The organism is Pseudomonas sp. PDNC002 (assembly GCF_016919445.1).
GTDB lineage: Bacteria > Pseudomonadota > Gammaproteobacteria > Pseudomonadales > Pseudomonadaceae > Pseudomonas.
Window position 1 is genome coordinate 6092745 of the sequence record NZ_CP070356.1, and the last position, 14697, is coordinate 6107441.

Below are 14697 nucleotides of genomic sequence, written 5' to 3' on the forward strand. Positions count from 1 at the left end.
CACCAAGCGCTGGAACTGGGCACCTCCCGTGCCCCCACAAGAGAGAAAGACGGAGGTACACCCCATGAACCGACTGAGCATGAACCGACTGAGCATTCGCATCCTGAAGTCGTCCGCCCTCGCCCTCGCCCTGGGCGCCGCATCCTTCGGCGCCTTCGCCGGCGGTGAAGGCGCGCTCTACGGCCCGCAGGCACCCAAGGGCTCCACCTTCGTGCGGGCTTACAACGCCGGCAGCTCCGAGCTGTCCGTCAGCGTCGGCAACGCCACCCTCAACGACATCTCGCCGCTGGGCTCCAGCGACTTCAAGTTCCTCCCGCCCGGCAACTACACCGCCAAGGTTGGCTCCCAGAGCCTGCCGGTAAAACTCGATCCGGACGCTTACTACACCCTCGTCAGCCAACCCGGCGGCCAGCCGCGCCTGGTGCCCGAGCCACCGTTCAAGAACAAGCAGAAGGCCCTGGTCCGCGTGCAGAACCTCAGCGGCAAGGCCCTCACCCTGAAGACCGCCGATGGCAAGACCGAAGTGGTCAGCAACGTCGCCCCGCAAAGCCACGGCGACCGCGAGATCAACCCGGTGAAAGTCAACCTCGCCCTGTTCGACGGCGCCAAGAAGGTCAGCGACCTCAAGCCCGTCACCCTCGAGCGCGGCGAAGTGGTCTGCCTCTATGTCACCGGCGACAGCAAGCTGAACCCGGTGTGGGTGAAGCGTCCGGTGAAGGCGGATTGATCCATGGGTCGGCTGCCCCGCCCTCACCCTAACCCTCTCCCAGAGGGAGAGGGGACTGGCCTGGCGCAGGTTGAAAGCGCGCGCGATCAGCCGGCACGAACTGCCCCCTCTCCCTCTGGGAGAGGGCTGGGGTGAGGGGCTTCTCGGCAAGCCTCGTCACTCTTCGAAAGCACAACAAGACCGGCCCCACACCGGCAGATAAACCCGTGCGCCGCAGCGACGGCAAGCACTGGAGAGGTCACCCAAACCGCAGGCCGGCCCACACGACGTGGCCCGGCAGACAGAACGCAAACGCTTAAGGAGAAACCCGATGATCCCAGTAATTCTTTCCGGTGGCAGCGGCTCGCGACTCTGGCCTCTTTCGCGCAAACAGTATCCCAAGCAGTTCCTGGCCCTGACCGGCGAACACACCCTGTTCCAGCAGACCCTCTCGCGCCTGGTGTTCGAAGGGATGGAGCCGCCGGTGGTAGTGAGCAACCAGGAGCACCGTTTCATCGTCCAGGAGCAACTCGAAGCGCTGGACCTCAAGACCCAGTCGATCCTGCTCGAACCCTTCGGCCGCAACACCGCGCCCGCCGTCGCCATCGCCGCCATGAAGCTCATGGCCGAGGGCCGCGACGAGCTGCTGCTGATCCTCCCGGCCGACCACGTGATCGACGACCAGCGCGCCTTCCAGCGCGCCCTGGCGCTGGCCACCAACGCCGCCGAAAAGGGCGAAATGGTGCTCTTCGGCGTGCCGGCCAACCGCCCGGAAACCGGCTATGGCTACATCAAATCCGGCGACGAGCGCGGCCTGCCGGACGGCGTGATCCGCGTCGAGCGCTTCATCGAGAAGCCCGACGAAGCCCGCGCCCAGCAGTTCGTCGAAGACGGCGGCTACTTCTGGAACAGCGGCATGTTCCTGTTCCGCGCCAGCCGCTTCCTCGAGGAGCTGAAGAAGCACGACGCCGACATCTACGACACCTGCCTGCTGGCCCTGGAGCGCAGCCAGACCGATGGCGACCTGATCAGCATCGATGCCGCCACCTTCGAGTGCTGCCCGGACAACTCCATCGACTACGCCGTGATGGAAAAGACCCGCCGCGCCTGCGTGGTCCCGCTGTCCGCCGGCTGGAACGACGTCGGTAGCTGGTCGTCGATCTGGGAAGTCCACGACAAGGACGCCGACGGCAACGTCACCATGGGCGACGTGATGGTCCACGACAGCCACAACTGCCTGGTGCACGGCAACGGCAAGCTGGTCTCGGTGATCGGCCTGGAAGACATCGTGGTCGTCGAGACCAAGGACGCCATGATGATCGCCCACAAGGACCGCGTGCAGGACGTCAAGAAGGTGGTCAACCAGCTCGACGCCGCCGGCCGCAGCGAGACCCAGAACCACTGCCAGGTCTACCGCCCGTGGGGTTCCTACGACTCGGTGGACATGGGCGGGCGTTTCCAGGTCAAGCACATCTCGGTCAAGCCGGGCGCGCGCCTGTCGCTGCAGATGCACCACCACCGAGCCGAGCACTGGATCGTCGTTTCCGGCACCGCCCAGGTGACCTGCGACGACAAGACCTTCCTGCTCACCGAGAACCAATCCACCTACATCCCGATCGCCTCGGTCCACCGCCTCGCCAATCCCGGCAAGATCCCGCTGGAGATCATCGAGGTGCAATCGGGCAGCTACCTGGGAGAGGACGACATCGAGCGTCTGGAAGACGTCTACGGCCGTACCACCGAGAACGTCGAAGTACAGGCGGTAGTGCGCTGAACTGAGGGTCACTGGACCTGGCGCTTTCCCCCATCGGCGCCGACGCCCCCGCACCTTATGGTGCGGGGGCTTTTTTATGCCCGCGGGGCCCGCTATTCGTAGGAGCGAGCTTGCTCGCGAGCCGCATGCCGCCATACCCCCAAGGGGAACGCCTTCGTGCTCTGTTACTGCTCTGGCGCAAAGTGAAACCCTGATCGCGGACAGAGTCCGCTCCTACAGGGAAGCACCAGCGCTGGGCGGTTCGCGAGCAAGCTCGCGCCTACATCAAGCGGTATCATGGAGCGGCATCAACCCACCGCCGCGAAGCTCCTGCTAAGGTATCCAGACATCCTCCGCGGAGCGCTCCATGCTGTACGGCATCCTGCTGATCGTCACCTGGATCATCCTGCTGATCCGCTACCCCTCCCGCGCGCTGCCAATCTCCGGCGCCGGCCTGGTCGGGCTGGCCTGTGTGATTGCCCTCGCCATCTGGCAGGACAACAGCGAATCTCGCCAACTCCAGCACCTGGAACTGCGCATCGCCTACCAGCCCGAGCAGTGCCCTGCCGATCGCCCGCTGGCGGTGAGCCTCAAGAACGGCTCGAACCATCCACTCCTCGAACTGCGCTGGAAGGTCGCCGCCTACCGACCCGGCGACACCACGGACCTCGCCGAGAACCTCTACGAGGCCCCTCGCTACCGTGGCCCCGGAGCGTTGCTCGCCGGCGACAGCTGGAACGATTGCCTGCCGCTGCCACCGCTGCGCCCCGGCTACCGCGCCAGCACCCTGGAGTTCCGCGCCGAACGGGTGAACGGCCGCTTCGGCAACTGATTCACCTGCCCCGCACAATCCGGTACGGTAGTCCCGCCCACAGCCCAAGGACTGCCAGACCATGCCCCAGCCCGTCGCCCTCATCACCGGATGCTCCAGCGGCATCGGCCGCGCCCTCGCCGACGCCTTCCAGGCCGCCGGCTACCAGGTCTGGGCCACCGCCCGCCGCGATGAAGACATCGCCGCCCTCGGCCAGGCGGGCTTTCGTGGCGTGCTGCTGGACGTCAACGACGAGCCCGCCGTCGAACGCCTCGCCGAGCAGGTGCTGCGTGAGGTCGGAGGACTCGACGTACTGATCAACAACGCCGGCTACGGTGCCATGGGTCCGTTGCTCGACGGCGGCAGCCAGGCGATCCGCAAACAGTTCGAAACCAACGTGTTCGCCGTGGTCGGCGTGACCCGCGCACTGTTCCCGGCGCTGCGCGCGCGACGTGGGCTGGTGGTGAATATCGGCAGCGTGTCCGGCGTGCTCGTCACGCCGTTCGCCGGCGCGTACTGCGCATCGAAAGCCGCCGTGCATGCCCTGAACGACGCACTGCGCCTGGAGCTGGCTCCGTTCGGCATCGAGGTGATGGAAGTGCAGCCCGGCGCCATTGCCTCCAATTTCGGCGCCAACGCCAGCCGCGAGATGGCCGCCGTGGTCAGCGAGGATTCCGCCTGGTGGCCATTGCGTAAATTCATCCAGGCACGCGCCGCCGCGTCCCAGGACAAGCCCACGCCGGCCAGCGACTTTGCGCGCGAGCTGCTGGCCGCCGCGCAGAAATCCCCGCGCCCGCGCCTGGTACGCATCGGTAACGGTAGCCGCGCCCTGCCGCTGCTCTCGCGCTGGCTGCCCACCGGCCTGCTGGACAAGGTGCTGAAGAAACGCTTCGGCCTCGACGGGCAACTCTGATGGCTTATCAGGTCCGCTACCTCGCCCTGGCCGGCATCCTCGCCGCCTTTTTCCTCAACGTAGTGGCGCGAGGACTGTTGCGGGTTGGCGGCGTGCCGGCAACGTTACTGGTGGCAGCCGTGATCGCCGCCGCCATGGCCTTCTGGTTCGCTCGCCGGCACAAGCGGCTGGCGGAGACTGGCGAACGTTGGCGACTGATCGCCCTGTATGGCGGCAGCCTGGCAGTGCTGTACGCCATCCTGGTCGGTATGGCGGCATGGAAAAACACCCCGAGCCCGGCGGCCCTGCTGATCTACGCACTGAACTACCTGTGCTATCCCCTGTGCGTCTGGTGGTTCTTCCGCCCCAACGTGCTGGTGCGTTTCCTGCCAAGCGGATCACGCTGACACCGCTTCACGCTTTCTTCACCCCGATTTCATCAGGGCGCAACTCGAACCCGCCTACCCTGGCGCCACCTTCGAGGAGTGCCCATGTCCCTGTCCCATATCCTTCGTGGCGCCATCGCCGCCACCCTGCTGACCTTCGGCTCGCTCGCCCTGGCCGCCGGCGAAACACCGGCCGACTGGGCCAAGCCAGTGGACAAGTCGTTCAATCTCTACCAGATGTCGCCAACCCTCTACCGCAGCGCTCTGCCCGGCACGGCCAACCTGCCCGAGCTGGAACGCCTGAAGGTGAAGACCGTGGTGAGCTTCATCAAGGACGACGACCGTGAGTGGATTGGCCAGCAGCCTCTCGACGTCGTCAGCTACCCCACCCATGCCGACCGCGTGGACGATGCCGATGTCCTCAAGGTCCTGCGCATCCTGCAAAGTGCCGAGCAGAATGGCCCGGTGCTGATGCACTGCAAGCACGGGCGTGACCGCACCGGCCTGTTCGCCGCCATGTACCGCACGGTGATCCAGGGTTGGAGCAAGGAAGACGCGCTGAAGGAAATGACCCAGGGTGGCTTCGGTACCGAGGACGATATGACCGACGCCATCGCCTACGTGCAGAAAGCCGATATCGGCAAGCTGCAACAGGCCCTGGCCAGCGGCGCATGCAGCACCTCCGCCCTCGCCGGCTGCCAGCTCAAGGGCTGGCTGGCCGACACCTTCGGTGAGAGCCGGCCGCCTCATCCGGCGCACTGAAGCGCAGCCGAAACATCGAGAGTGCGGTAGCTTATCCGCACTCTCACCGTTTCACAGGCTCGCCATGACCGCTTCCCGCTTCAGCGCCGTTACCCACACCCGCTACATCGACCACGCCGGACTCGACGCCTTCTGCGCCGACTACGACGGCTACCTGCTCGATCTCTGGGGTGTGCTGATCGACGGTGTGGACGTCTTTCCCGGTGCCCTGGACTGGCTCGCCCGCCGCGCCGCCGAAGGCAAGCCGGTATGGTTCCTCAGCAACGCATCACGCAGCGTCCCGGAGATGGCCGACACCCTGGTGCGCCTGGGCGTATCCCGCGAGCTGTTCGCCGGCATCACCACCTCCGGCCAACTGGCCATCGACGCCTTCACCCACGAGCGCGAGTTCCAGCGCGGCGGCATCTTCACCGTCGGCGTGGGCGATGCGCTGACCACCTGGCCGGTGGAGATTCGCGAGCGCTTCTGCGACGACATCCATGCCGCCTCGATGATCCTCGGCGTCGGCAGCTTCCCACAGGACGAACTGGAGGAGCGCTTCGCCCCGCTGCGCGGCGCCACCGACAAACCCTTCCTCTGCGCAAACCCGGACCGCGTGGTGGTCTCCGGCGGCAAGACGGTGTTCGGCGCCGGGCGCCTGGCCGAAGCCTTCGCCGAGGAAGGCGGCAGCGTGCACTGGTACGGCAAGCCCGACCCTTCCGCGTTCCGCATCGCCCAGCGGCAGCTGGAAGCCCGCGGCGCGCAGCGCATCCTCTTCGTCGGCGACTCGTTGGTGACCGACGTGCCCGGCGCCCTCGCCGCGCGCATCGACACCCTCTGGCTCGCCGCCACAGGTATCCACCGCCAGGCGCTGGGCGTGCCGTTCAACGGGGCACTCGACCCGGAAAAAACCAACGCCCTGCTCGACGGCTATCCAGTTCGTCCGCACTTTGCCGCACCCGGGTTGGTCTGACATCAGGACTCCCCCCCTGAAAGCGACCGCGACATGAACGAGCTGATAGACCTGCTGCAATGGCCAGCCATGCTGGTCACCGTCCTCGCCGCCTGGCTGGTCGGCTCGCGCGACCGCCGGCGCCGCAAGATCGGCTTCTGGGTGTTCCTCGGCAGCAACGCGCTGTGGATCGCCTGGGGCCTACCCGCCCACGCCTACGCGCTGGTGCTGCTGCAGTTGTGCCTGGCAGCGATGAACATTCGCGGGAGCTACAAGAACCGGCAGCAGAACGACGGATGACGGCATGAGCCGAAGTCTCCGATAACCGCTTGGGAAGCACGCCACTGTTCGCTCCCGACGCCGATTGATCGAATGCGCCACCTCATTCAAGGCGCTTAGACCGATGGCACTCCCACCCAGACTCTTTTCAGGCCTTCGTCCACTTGACCGCAAGGGTGCGCTACGCGACGCGCTGGCGGGCGTGTCCCTGGCGGCGATGGATATTCCGCAACTGCTCGGCTACGCGCGCATTGCCGGCATGCCCGCCATTACCGGCCTCTACACGGCGCTGCTGCCACTGCTGGCATTCGCCTTCTTCGGCGCATCGCGGCACCTGGTGGTCGCCGCCGACTCGGCCACGGCCACCATCTTTTCCGGTCACCTTGCCGGCCTCGCGGCCATCGGTAGCCCGCGCTACATCGCCCTGGCCGGAACTGTCGCGCTGCTGACAGCGGCAATGTTGCTGATCGCCAGGCTGCTGCGCCTGGGCTTTCTCGCCGATTTCCTGTCACGCACGGCGCTGACCGGTTTCCTGGTGGGTGTCGGCCTGCAGGTCGCCCTGGCGATGTGCGGCGACATGCTCGGCCTCACGGTTCCCGCCACGAGCTCGGCCGAGAAGGCGCTGTACCTTGCCGGCCACCTGCACCAGACGGACCTGCCCACCGCTGCGCTGGCGCTTTTGCTGATTGTCGTGCTGCTCGCGGCGAAACGCTGGCTGCCACGCTGGCCGATTCCCCTGCTGGCCCTGGTCGGTTGTATCGCCGCCAGCGCCGCGTTCGACTTCGCCGGACACGGCATCAGCGTGCTCGGCCCCATCGCAGGGGGCCTGCCCAGCCTCGCGCTGCCGGCGCTGGACTGGCGCGATATCAGCGAACTGCTGCCCATCGCCGGCGCCTGTTTCATCATGATCATCGCGCAGAGCTCGGCTGCCGCCAGGGTCTACGCCAACCGCTACCACGAGCGGGACGACGAGAACGCCAACATCCTCGGCCTGGCCGCCGCCAACGTCGCGGCGAGCCTGAGCGGCGCCTTCGTGGTCAACGGCAGCCCGACCCAGACGGCCATCGCCGAGCAGGCCGGTTCCCGCAGCCAGGTGGCCCAGCTGGTGTTCGCACTGGTGGTGGGCGTGGTGGCGCTGTTTCTCTGCCAGTGGCTGCAATACCTGCCGCACTGCGTGCTGGCCGCCGTGGTCTTCACCATTGCCATCGGCCTGATCGACGTGAAGACGCTGCTGGCCATGCGCACGGAAAGCCCTTCGGAATTCCGCACGGCCCTGCTCACGTCGGCCATCGTGCTGCTGGTGGGCGTCGAGCAGGGCATCCTGCTCGCCATGGCGCTGTCGCTGGCCCATCACGTACGCCGCAGCTACCGTCCGCATACCCTGATGCTGGAGCCGGACGCCGACGGCCGCTGGATGCCGGTGCCGGTGCAACCGGGCAAGCAGACGGCGGCGGGGCTGATTGTCTTCCGCTTCGGCGCCGACCTGTTCTACGCCAACGATACGTACTTCACCCAGCAAGTGATGGGTCTGGTCGACATGGCGCCAGCGGGCCTGCGCTGGTTCGTGGTGGACGCCGGCGCCATCACCGGGCTGGACTACTCCGCGGCGCGCTCCCTGACGGACCTCTGCGAACGCCTGCGCAAGCGTGGTGTGACCCTGGTCATCGGTCGCGCCAACCGCTACCTGCGCGCCGACATGGAACGCCACAACGTGGCACGGGTCATCGGCCGCAAGAACATTCTCGCGACCCTGCACCGCGCGCTCGCGGTCGCCGGTGTCGGCGCGGAGCCGGCGGAAGCTGGCGTGGTGTGAGTCCCGGAGGGGAAATGAAAACGGGAGCCGAAGCTCCCGTTTCTCTTACTGCGCCGCAGCCGCTCCGTCCGAGCGCTCCGCACCGCGCGTCTCCGGATTGACGATCACGGTGGCGGTGATGCCTGCCGCCAGCAGCACGCCGTCCGGCACTTCGTCGATATGGATGCGCACCGGCACGCGCTGGGCCAGGCGCACCCAGTTGAAGGTCGGGTTGACGTCGGCCACCAGCTCGCGGCTCTCGGGGTTGTCGCGGTCGTAAATGGCGCGGGCGATGCTCTCGACGTGGCCCTTCAGGCGCTCGCCGCTCATCAGTTGCAGCTCGGCCGGGTCGCCGACGCGGATGTGCGGCAGCTTGGTCTCTTCGAAGTAGCCGTAGATCCAGTAGGAGTTCTCGTCAACTACCGCCATCTTCGCCTCGCCGACGCGGGCGTAGTCGCCACGGTGCACGTTGAGGTTGGTCACGTAGCCGTCCGCCGAGGCGCGCACCTGGGTGCGCTCCAGGTTCAGCTTGGCAGCGTCCAGCGCGGCCAGGGCCTGCTGGTAGTCGGCCTCGGAGGCGGCGGCGGTGTTGCTGGCGTCGTCCAGGCTCTCGCGGGAAACCACTTCCTCGTCCATGGCGCGGCGGCGCTTGGCGTTGAGCTGGCGCATCTGCAGGGTGGCCTTGCGCGAGGCGACCAGGGCTTCGGCCTGCTTCACGGCGATCTGGTAATGGTCCGGGTCGATCTGCATCAGCAGGTCGCCTTTCTTCACCTGCTGGTTGTCGCGCACCGGTACGTCGACCACCACGCCGGAGACGTCGGCGGCGACGTTGATGATATCGGCGCGCACCCGGCCGTCGCGGGTCCAGGGCGTATCCATGTAGTTCACCCAGAGGGCGCGGCCGATCAACGCGGCGACCGCCAGGATGATCAGGGTCGCCAGCAGGCTGATGATGGATTTGAGAGTCATGGGTGCACGCTCGTTACTTATAGATAGTGAGGGACAGCCCGCCGAACAGGCAGGCGAACAGGCACACGCGGAACAGCGCCGGGTGCCAGGTGTAGCGGTACAGGCCGACGGAAGCGAGGATGCGGTCGATGCCCCAGCAGATCACCGCGGCAACGAGGAACATCAGGGTCAGGGTCGGCATGTAGACCCCGTGGAACGCGATCTCGCGGGGCAGGTCAGGCAACATGGGTGGTTCTTCCAGAAGAGGTTTCGCCATCGCGCAGCGGCGACTGCGGGTCGAGCAGGCTGCTGCGGATGAAATGCAGGTAGCTGAGCACGCGGCGCAGCGGCGAGCTTTCGAAGTCCGGCGCGCGCGGCTCATCGGTGGTCTTCACGCAATCGATGGCCTGTTCCACGGCGGCCAGGGCGCGCTCGCGGTTGGCCTCGCAGGGTTTGACGAACAGACGGATCAGCGCGCGGCCCATGGCGCGGATCGACTGCCGCCAGGGCGTCGATTCGGCATAGCAGGGCTCGCTCGGCAGGCTCTCCTGCTCGACGCGCAGCTCGATGATCGAATGGCCGATCTCCAGCACCACGAAGGTCCAGCGCAGCAGGCGGCGCTGCATCTGCGGGCTACGCGCGGCCACGCCGTAGGCCTGGTTGAGCAGGTCGCGGGTACCGCTCTCGAAGGACGAGACGAGGCCGTCGAGCTTGCCGCTGATGGCTTCCACCACGCGCAGGCGCAGGTCCTTCTCCAGGCGACGCCACAGCCAGGCGCTGGTGGGCGGCATGATCACTGCGGCGACTACCGCGGCAAGGCTCTGCGACAGCACCAGGGCGATGTACTCGTTGAGCATGCGGCCCGGATCGTAGACGGTGAGGTTCGCCGGGATCGCGCCGAAGCTGAAGAACACCAGCAGGCCCAGGCCGTAGCCGGCGTACTTGGGCTTGATCGAGAAGAACGCGCCCACCGCGAACACCGGCGCCAGGGCGAAGGCCAGCAGGGCGAAGCCGTCCAGGTGCGGGAACACGAAGAAGGTTTCCGAGAAGCCGAGGATCGCCGCGAAGAAGGTACCCACGGCCATCTGCATGGCCATTTTCGCCGGGTCCGGCGCGGCCGAGACCAGCGCGGCGACGGCGGCGGCGTTGAGTACGAAGGTGCTGCCGCTGGGCCAGGCGGTCTCGATCCAGAACAGGCCGAACACCAGCACCATCAGCGCGGTGCGCCCGCCGGCCACCAGCGAGGCGACCAGGTTGGCCTTGGGCGAGAAGCCGTGCTTCCAGTTCTCCCGCTCGTGCTTGTGCGCGGCCAGGGAAGCGTGGGTCAGGGCGTAGTTGTAGAGGTCGTCGGCCAGGCGGTAGAGCAACTCGCCGGCGGTGTTGTAGTCCAGCAGCGCGGCAGGATGATCCTGCTCGTCCAGCAGCTGCGCGCGGCCGGAGCGGATGCACTGCATCATCCGCGTGCGGTGGCTTTCCAGCTGTGTGGCAAGGCGCTCGGCGTCGCGGTCGGTAACCGACTGGCCGCGCCACGGGGCAAGTACCTTGGCCAGTTCATCCAGGCACGGCTGCAACGCACGCAACACGGCATCGGCTTCCTGCACGCGCAGGCGCGAGAGCAATTGGTGCAGCGCGTGGTAGCGGGTGGTGAGGACCATGAACTCGTTGTTCAGGCGCGACAGGCGGCCCGAACGCAGACGCATGTGCGGGTCTTCGAAACGGGTGACGCTGCGCAGCGCTTCCAGGCCCACGGCCTGGGAAGCGAAGGCCACGTTGGACGCCTCGAACTTGCCGCGATCGCCGCCACCGAGGTTGTCCAGCACGAAGCCGGCAAAGGCGCCGAAACGCTGGTACAGCGCGCTGCGCATGGCGGTGCTGGAGGTCTGCGGGAACAGCGTGGCACTGATCACCATGGAGCAGAGGATGCCCAGGCTGATTTCCAGCACCCGCCAGATGGCCGACATGAACGCGGCCTCCGGATGCAGGGTGGCGGGCAGGCCGATCAGCGTGGCGGTGTAGCCGGCGAGGACGCAGGCGTAGGAGCGGAAGTCGCGGTAGCGCGCGGCGCCGACGGTGCACAGGCCGATCCACAGTGCGGAGACCAGCAGGAACAGCTCGCGCTGCTGGGCGAAGATCGCGATCAGCGCGACCATCACGGTCAGCCCGACCACGCTGCCGAGAATCCGGTAGAAGCTCTTGGCGAACACCTGTCCGCTTTGCGGCTGCATGACGATGAACACGGTGATGGTCGCCGTGCTCGGCTGCGGCAGTTCCAGGCGCATCGCCAGCCACAGGGTCAGCAGCGAGGCGAGCAGCACCTTGGCGATGTACACCCAGGTGACGCCGTCGCTGCGGCCCCACTCCAGCAGCGCGCGGCGCAGGGCGTCGAGCGGCGCTGGATGAGCGCTGTAGTCGTTCGCCGCCATCTCAGCGCTCGCTGACCGCGCGGACGTCGACGGTCTCGGGGACCATCTTCTGTTCTCTCGGGCCTTCCTGCTTGTCCATCAGGCCACCACCGAGGGCGACGACCAGGCCGGCATGGGTGGCCAGGCGCGCGGCGCGCACCTGCTGCTCCACCAGTTGCTGCTGGAACAGGCGGGTCTGCGCATTGAGCACGTTGAGGTAATCGGTCAGGCCGCCACGGTAGGCCTTGGTGGCGATGTCGTAGGTGCGCTGGGCCGAGGCCACGGACTTCTCGGCAAAGCCCTGTTGCAGCTCCATGGAGTGCATGCGGATCAGGTGATCGGAGATGCCCTTGAGCGCATTGATCAGCGTCTGGTTGTACTGCGCCACGGCAGCGTCGTAGCCGGCGGATTCCTGGCTCAGCTGCGAGCGGCGGCGACCGCCGTCGAAGATCGGCAGGGAGATGGCCGGGCCGACGCCGTAGGTGAATTTCTCGGCATTGAGGAATTCCAGCATGCCGCCGCCGACCGCGCTGTAGCCGATGCTCGCGACCAGGTCGACGTTGGGATAGAACTCGGCGCGCGCGACGTCCACGCCCTTGGCCTGCGCTGCGACTTTCCAGCGGCTGGCGACCACGTCCGGGCGATGGCCGAGCAGTTCCATCGGCAGCTTACTGGGCAGGCCGGGGCCTTCGGCGAGCTTGAGGCTCGGGCGCTTGATCGAGGCGCCGGCGCCGGGGCCTTTGCCGGCCAGGGCGGCAATTTGGTTACGGGTCAGCTGGATTTCCTCGTCGACCGCTTCGATCTTGCGCTCGGTTTCCGGCAGCGGGACTTCCGCCTGGCTGACTTCGAAATGCGTGCCGATGCCGCCATCGAGGCGGCGCTGGGCCAGGGCGAGGATGCCCTGCTGCTGTTGCAGCATGGCCTTGCCGATGTCCAGCTCGGCGTATTGCAGCGACAGCTGGATGTAGGCGCGGACGATGTTGCTCTCCAGCTCCAGCTGGGCCACGCGGGCCTCGGCGGCGGTCATCTTGGCGATATCGACGTAGCGCTCGGTGTTGCTGCGCTCGCGGCCCCAGAGATCGAGCGAATAGCTCAGGCCCAGGGCGGCGTTGTTGTTCCAGGTGGTGGTGTCGGCCAGTTCGCCCGGACCGTAGAAATAGTCGGTCGGCCAGCGGTGGCGGGTCAGCGAGGCGTCGCCGCTGATCTGCGGCGACTCGGCGGACTCGGCTACGCCGGCCATGGCCATGGCCATGCGCACCCGCGCCTCGGCCTGGGCCAGGGTCGGGCTGCCGTCCAGCGCGGTCTGCACCCAGCTATTCAACTGCGGATCACCATAGGCGCGCCACCACTGCTCGGCGGGCCAGCCAGCTTCCTGGTTGGCGTGCGCGATGGCGGCGTCGGTGGCCAGCTCGGTGTCGCCCATGCGCTGTTCCTGCGGGGCGATGCCGTTGGTGCTGATACATCCGGCGATTGTTGAAAAAATGACAAAGGAGCCGACGAACGTCAGTCCTTTCACGAGGTGACGCGACACGGTGGAGGTCCTGGAAGTGGTCTAGCTTTTCAGCGTGGGGCTTTTAAGCGTGGAGAGCCGGCAAAGCCAGTTGCGGCGATTGAATTCTAGGGACGGGAAAGGGAACGGATAAGCCGGCTGTTTTGTGATTGTTTATTACCGATAATGAAACAATGTGTGTCGTCATCCATGTGACAATAGACCGCTCCCGCTCTGCTCCGGGCATTGCCACCCATCAAGGACATGCCGCCGGCGACCACGTATCGCTTCATTGGCGTCGCCGCTCGGGGCAGATGCCCCACTGACGAGGCCTCAATGGACACACTGCAGACCATGCGTGCGTTCGCCTGTGTCGCGGAAACCGGCAGTTTCACCGCCGCCGCGCAACAGCTGAACACCACCACCGCCTACGTATCCCGGGCGGTCGCCAACCTGGAATCGCACCTGCGGACCCGCCTGCTCAACCGCACCACCCGGCGCATCGCACTGACCGAAGCCGGCCAGCGCTACCTGCTGCGCTGCGAACAGATCCTCGCCTATGTCGAAGAGGCCGAAGCCGAGGCCAGCGACGCCCATGCCCGCCCCGCCGGCCGCCTGCGCGTGCACTCGATGACCGGCATCGGCCAGCACTACGTGATCCGCGCCATCGCCAACTATCGCCAGTTGCACCCGGACGTGACCTTCGAGCTGACCATGGCCAACCGCGTGCCCGATCTGCTCGACGAAGGCTTCGACGTGGCCATCGTGGTCGCCTCGGAGTTGCCCGATTCGGGCCTGGTGTCCCAGCGCATCGGCGAGACCTACAGCATCCTCTGCGCCTCGCCCGATTACCTGGCCCGGCGCGGCACACCGAAAACCCCCACCGAACTGATGGAGCACGACTGCCTGCGCCTGATCAGCCCGGTGCTGCCGCTGGACAAGTGGCTGTTCGACGGCCCCAACGGCCAGGAGATGATCACCCTCGGCCCTTCGCCGTTCCAGGTAAACGTCGGCGACGCCATGACCGAAGCCATCGGCTCGGGCATGGGTATCAGCGCCCTGCCCGTCTACTCGGCCATCGATGGCCTGCGCGACGGCTCGCTGGTGCGCGTGCTGCCGCACTACAAGCTGCAGATTCTCAATGTCTATGCCCTGTACCCCTCGCGGCAGTACCTGGATGCGAAGATCAAGACGTGGGTCGCGTACCTGCGCGAAAACCTCCCCGGCGTGCTCCAGGCCGATGGCGCCGGCCTGGCCGATATGGGACGCTGATCGCCCTTTTTCGCCGTGTTTCGCGGGCAAGCTCACTGTGTAACTCCCTACCCCGGTGTCAGTGAGCTTGCCCGCGAACCCATCTTTCTCGCCCCTCCGAAGTTTCCTGCGCCTGTTCCTCCGCCTGTGGGAGCGAGCTTGCTCGCGAACAGATTCCCCGGTGGCTCCGGCAGTACGCGGTTCGCGAGCAAGCTCGCTCCTACGAAGAGCCACGTTCGATAATCGCCCGCCGCGCACGCAAGCCTTGCGCCGCTCTGGTCCGGCGATGGTAGGG

The 14697-nt window shown here is 66.7% G+C and carries 14 protein-coding genes; 10 read left to right on the forward strand and 4 right to left on the reverse strand.

Annotation, left to right across the window (positions count from 1 at the left end; translation table 11 throughout):
* Positions 1 to 79: 79 nt before the first annotated feature.
* From algF to JVX91_RS27570, 9 genes are all read left to right on the forward strand, one after another.
* Entirely contained in the window at positions 80 to 727 is a 648-nt protein-coding gene (gene algF, locus JVX91_RS27530) for an alginate O-acetyltransferase AlgF (RefSeq protein ID WP_205340119.1), read from the forward strand.
* A gap of 310 nt (positions 728 to 1037) precedes the next feature.
* Positions 1038 to 2480 carry a mannose-1-phosphate guanylyltransferase/mannose-6-phosphate isomerase gene (locus JVX91_RS27535; protein WP_205337188.1) on the forward strand — a complete coding sequence of 481 codons (1443 nt, stop codon included), beginning with the start codon at positions 1038 to 1040 and terminating at the stop codon, positions 2478 to 2480.
* A 346-nt stretch (positions 2481 to 2826) separates the two neighbouring features.
* On the forward strand, positions 2827 to 3291 hold the full coding sequence (locus JVX91_RS27540) for a multidrug transporter (protein ID WP_205337189.1): 465 nt from the start codon (positions 2827 to 2829) through the stop codon (positions 3289 to 3291).
* Between the two features lie 61 nt (positions 3292 to 3352).
* Positions 3353 to 4183 carry an SDR family oxidoreductase gene (locus tag JVX91_RS27545; RefSeq protein WP_205337190.1) on the forward strand — a complete coding sequence of 277 codons (831 nt, stop codon included), beginning with the start codon at positions 3353 to 3355 and terminating at the stop codon, positions 4181 to 4183.
* Positions 4183 to 4569, forward strand: coding sequence for a hypothetical protein (locus JVX91_RS27550; protein ID WP_205337191.1), 387 nt, complete (start codon positions 4183 to 4185; stop codon positions 4567 to 4569). The genes JVX91_RS27545 and JVX91_RS27550 overlap by 1 nt, the downstream gene beginning before the upstream one ends.
* A gap of 84 nt (positions 4570 to 4653) precedes the next feature.
* Positions 4654 to 5310: a dual specificity protein phosphatase family protein gene (locus tag JVX91_RS27555; RefSeq protein WP_205337192.1), complete on the forward strand. Its 657-nt coding sequence runs from the start codon at positions 4654 to 4656 to the stop codon at positions 5308 to 5310.
* Between the two features lie 64 nt (positions 5311 to 5374).
* Positions 5375 to 6262: a TIGR01459 family HAD-type hydrolase gene (locus JVX91_RS27560; RefSeq protein WP_205337193.1), complete on the forward strand. Its 888-nt coding sequence runs from the start codon at positions 5375 to 5377 to the stop codon at positions 6260 to 6262.
* A gap of 33 nt (positions 6263 to 6295) precedes the next feature.
* Positions 6296 to 6541, forward strand: a complete 246-nt coding sequence (locus JVX91_RS27565) for a hypothetical protein (protein ID WP_205337194.1) — start codon at positions 6296 to 6298, stop codon at positions 6539 to 6541.
* A gap of 103 nt (positions 6542 to 6644) precedes the next feature.
* Complete coding sequence (locus JVX91_RS27570; protein ID WP_205337195.1) at positions 6645 to 8333, forward strand: SulP family inorganic anion transporter; 1689 nt, start codon at positions 6645 to 6647, stop codon at positions 8331 to 8333.
* 45 nt (positions 8334 to 8378) lie between these two features.
* On the opposite strand, the gene JVX91_RS27575 is transcribed toward JVX91_RS27570, so the two are convergent.
* The 4 genes from JVX91_RS27575 to JVX91_RS27590 are packed head-to-tail and all read right to left on the reverse strand — an operon-like array spanning position 8379 to position 13178.
* Positions 8379 to 9281 carry an HlyD family secretion protein gene (locus tag JVX91_RS27575; protein WP_205337196.1) on the reverse strand — a complete coding sequence of 301 codons (903 nt, stop codon included), beginning with the start codon at positions 9279 to 9281 and terminating at the stop codon, positions 8379 to 8381.
* Positions 9282 to 9294: 13 nt separating this feature from the next.
* Positions 9295 to 9495 carry a DUF1656 domain-containing protein gene (locus JVX91_RS27580; RefSeq protein ID WP_045211321.1) on the reverse strand — a complete coding sequence of 67 codons (201 nt, stop codon included), beginning with the start codon at positions 9493 to 9495 and terminating at the stop codon, positions 9295 to 9297.
* 1 nt (position 9496) lies between these two features.
* Positions 9497 to 11683, reverse strand: a complete 2187-nt coding sequence (locus tag JVX91_RS27585) for an FUSC family protein (RefSeq protein WP_205337197.1) — start codon at positions 11681 to 11683, stop codon at positions 9497 to 9499.
* A 1-nt stretch (position 11684) separates the two neighbouring features.
* Positions 11685 to 13178: an efflux transporter outer membrane subunit gene (locus JVX91_RS27590; RefSeq protein WP_240201802.1), complete on the reverse strand. Its 1494-nt coding sequence runs from the start codon at positions 13176 to 13178 to the stop codon at positions 11685 to 11687.
* A 309-nt stretch (positions 13179 to 13487) separates the two neighbouring features.
* Between JVX91_RS27590 and JVX91_RS27595 the strand changes: the two genes are divergently transcribed.
* Positions 13488 to 14423, forward strand: coding sequence for a LysR family transcriptional regulator (locus tag JVX91_RS27595; protein WP_205337199.1), 936 nt, complete (start codon positions 13488 to 13490; stop codon positions 14421 to 14423).
* Positions 14424 to 14697: the final 274 nt, after the last annotated feature.

Excerpts from the sequence above, each read along its gene's own strand:
- JVX91_RS27565 (WP_205337194.1), top strand. The coding sequence starts at position 6,296 with ATGAACGAGCTGATAGACCTGCTGCAATGGCCAGCCATGCTGGTCACC.
- JVX91_RS27545 (WP_205337190.1), top strand. The coding sequence starts at position 3,353 with ATGCCCCAGCCCGTCGCCCTCATCACCGGATGCTCCAGCGGCATCGGC.
- algF (WP_205340119.1), top strand. The coding sequence starts at position 80 with ATGAACCGACTGAGCATTCGCATCCTGAAGTCGTCCGCCCTCGCCCTC.
- JVX91_RS27575 (WP_205337196.1), bottom strand. The coding sequence starts at position 9,281 with ATGACTCTCAAATCCATCATCAGCCTGCTGGCGACCCTGATCATCCTG.
- JVX91_RS27585 (WP_205337197.1), bottom strand. The coding sequence starts at position 11,683 with ATGGCGGCGAACGACTACAGCGCTCATCCAGCGCCGCTCGACGCCCTG.
- JVX91_RS27595 (WP_205337199.1), top strand. The coding sequence starts at position 13,488 with ATGGACACACTGCAGACCATGCGTGCGTTCGCCTGTGTCGCGGAAACC.
- JVX91_RS27540 (WP_205337189.1), top strand. The coding sequence starts at position 2,827 with ATGCTGTACGGCATCCTGCTGATCGTCACCTGGATCATCCTGCTGATC.
- JVX91_RS27535 (WP_205337188.1), top strand. The coding sequence starts at position 1,038 with ATGATCCCAGTAATTCTTTCCGGTGGCAGCGGCTCGCGACTCTGGCCT.
- JVX91_RS27555 (WP_205337192.1), top strand. The coding sequence starts at position 4,654 with ATGTCCCTGTCCCATATCCTTCGTGGCGCCATCGCCGCCACCCTGCTG.
- JVX91_RS27560 (WP_205337193.1), top strand. The coding sequence starts at position 5,375 with ATGACCGCTTCCCGCTTCAGCGCCGTTACCCACACCCGCTACATCGAC.
- JVX91_RS27570 (WP_205337195.1), top strand. The coding sequence starts at position 6,645 with ATGGCACTCCCACCCAGACTCTTTTCAGGCCTTCGTCCACTTGACCGC.
- JVX91_RS27550 (WP_205337191.1), top strand. The coding sequence starts at position 4,183 with ATGGCTTATCAGGTCCGCTACCTCGCCCTGGCCGGCATCCTCGCCGCC.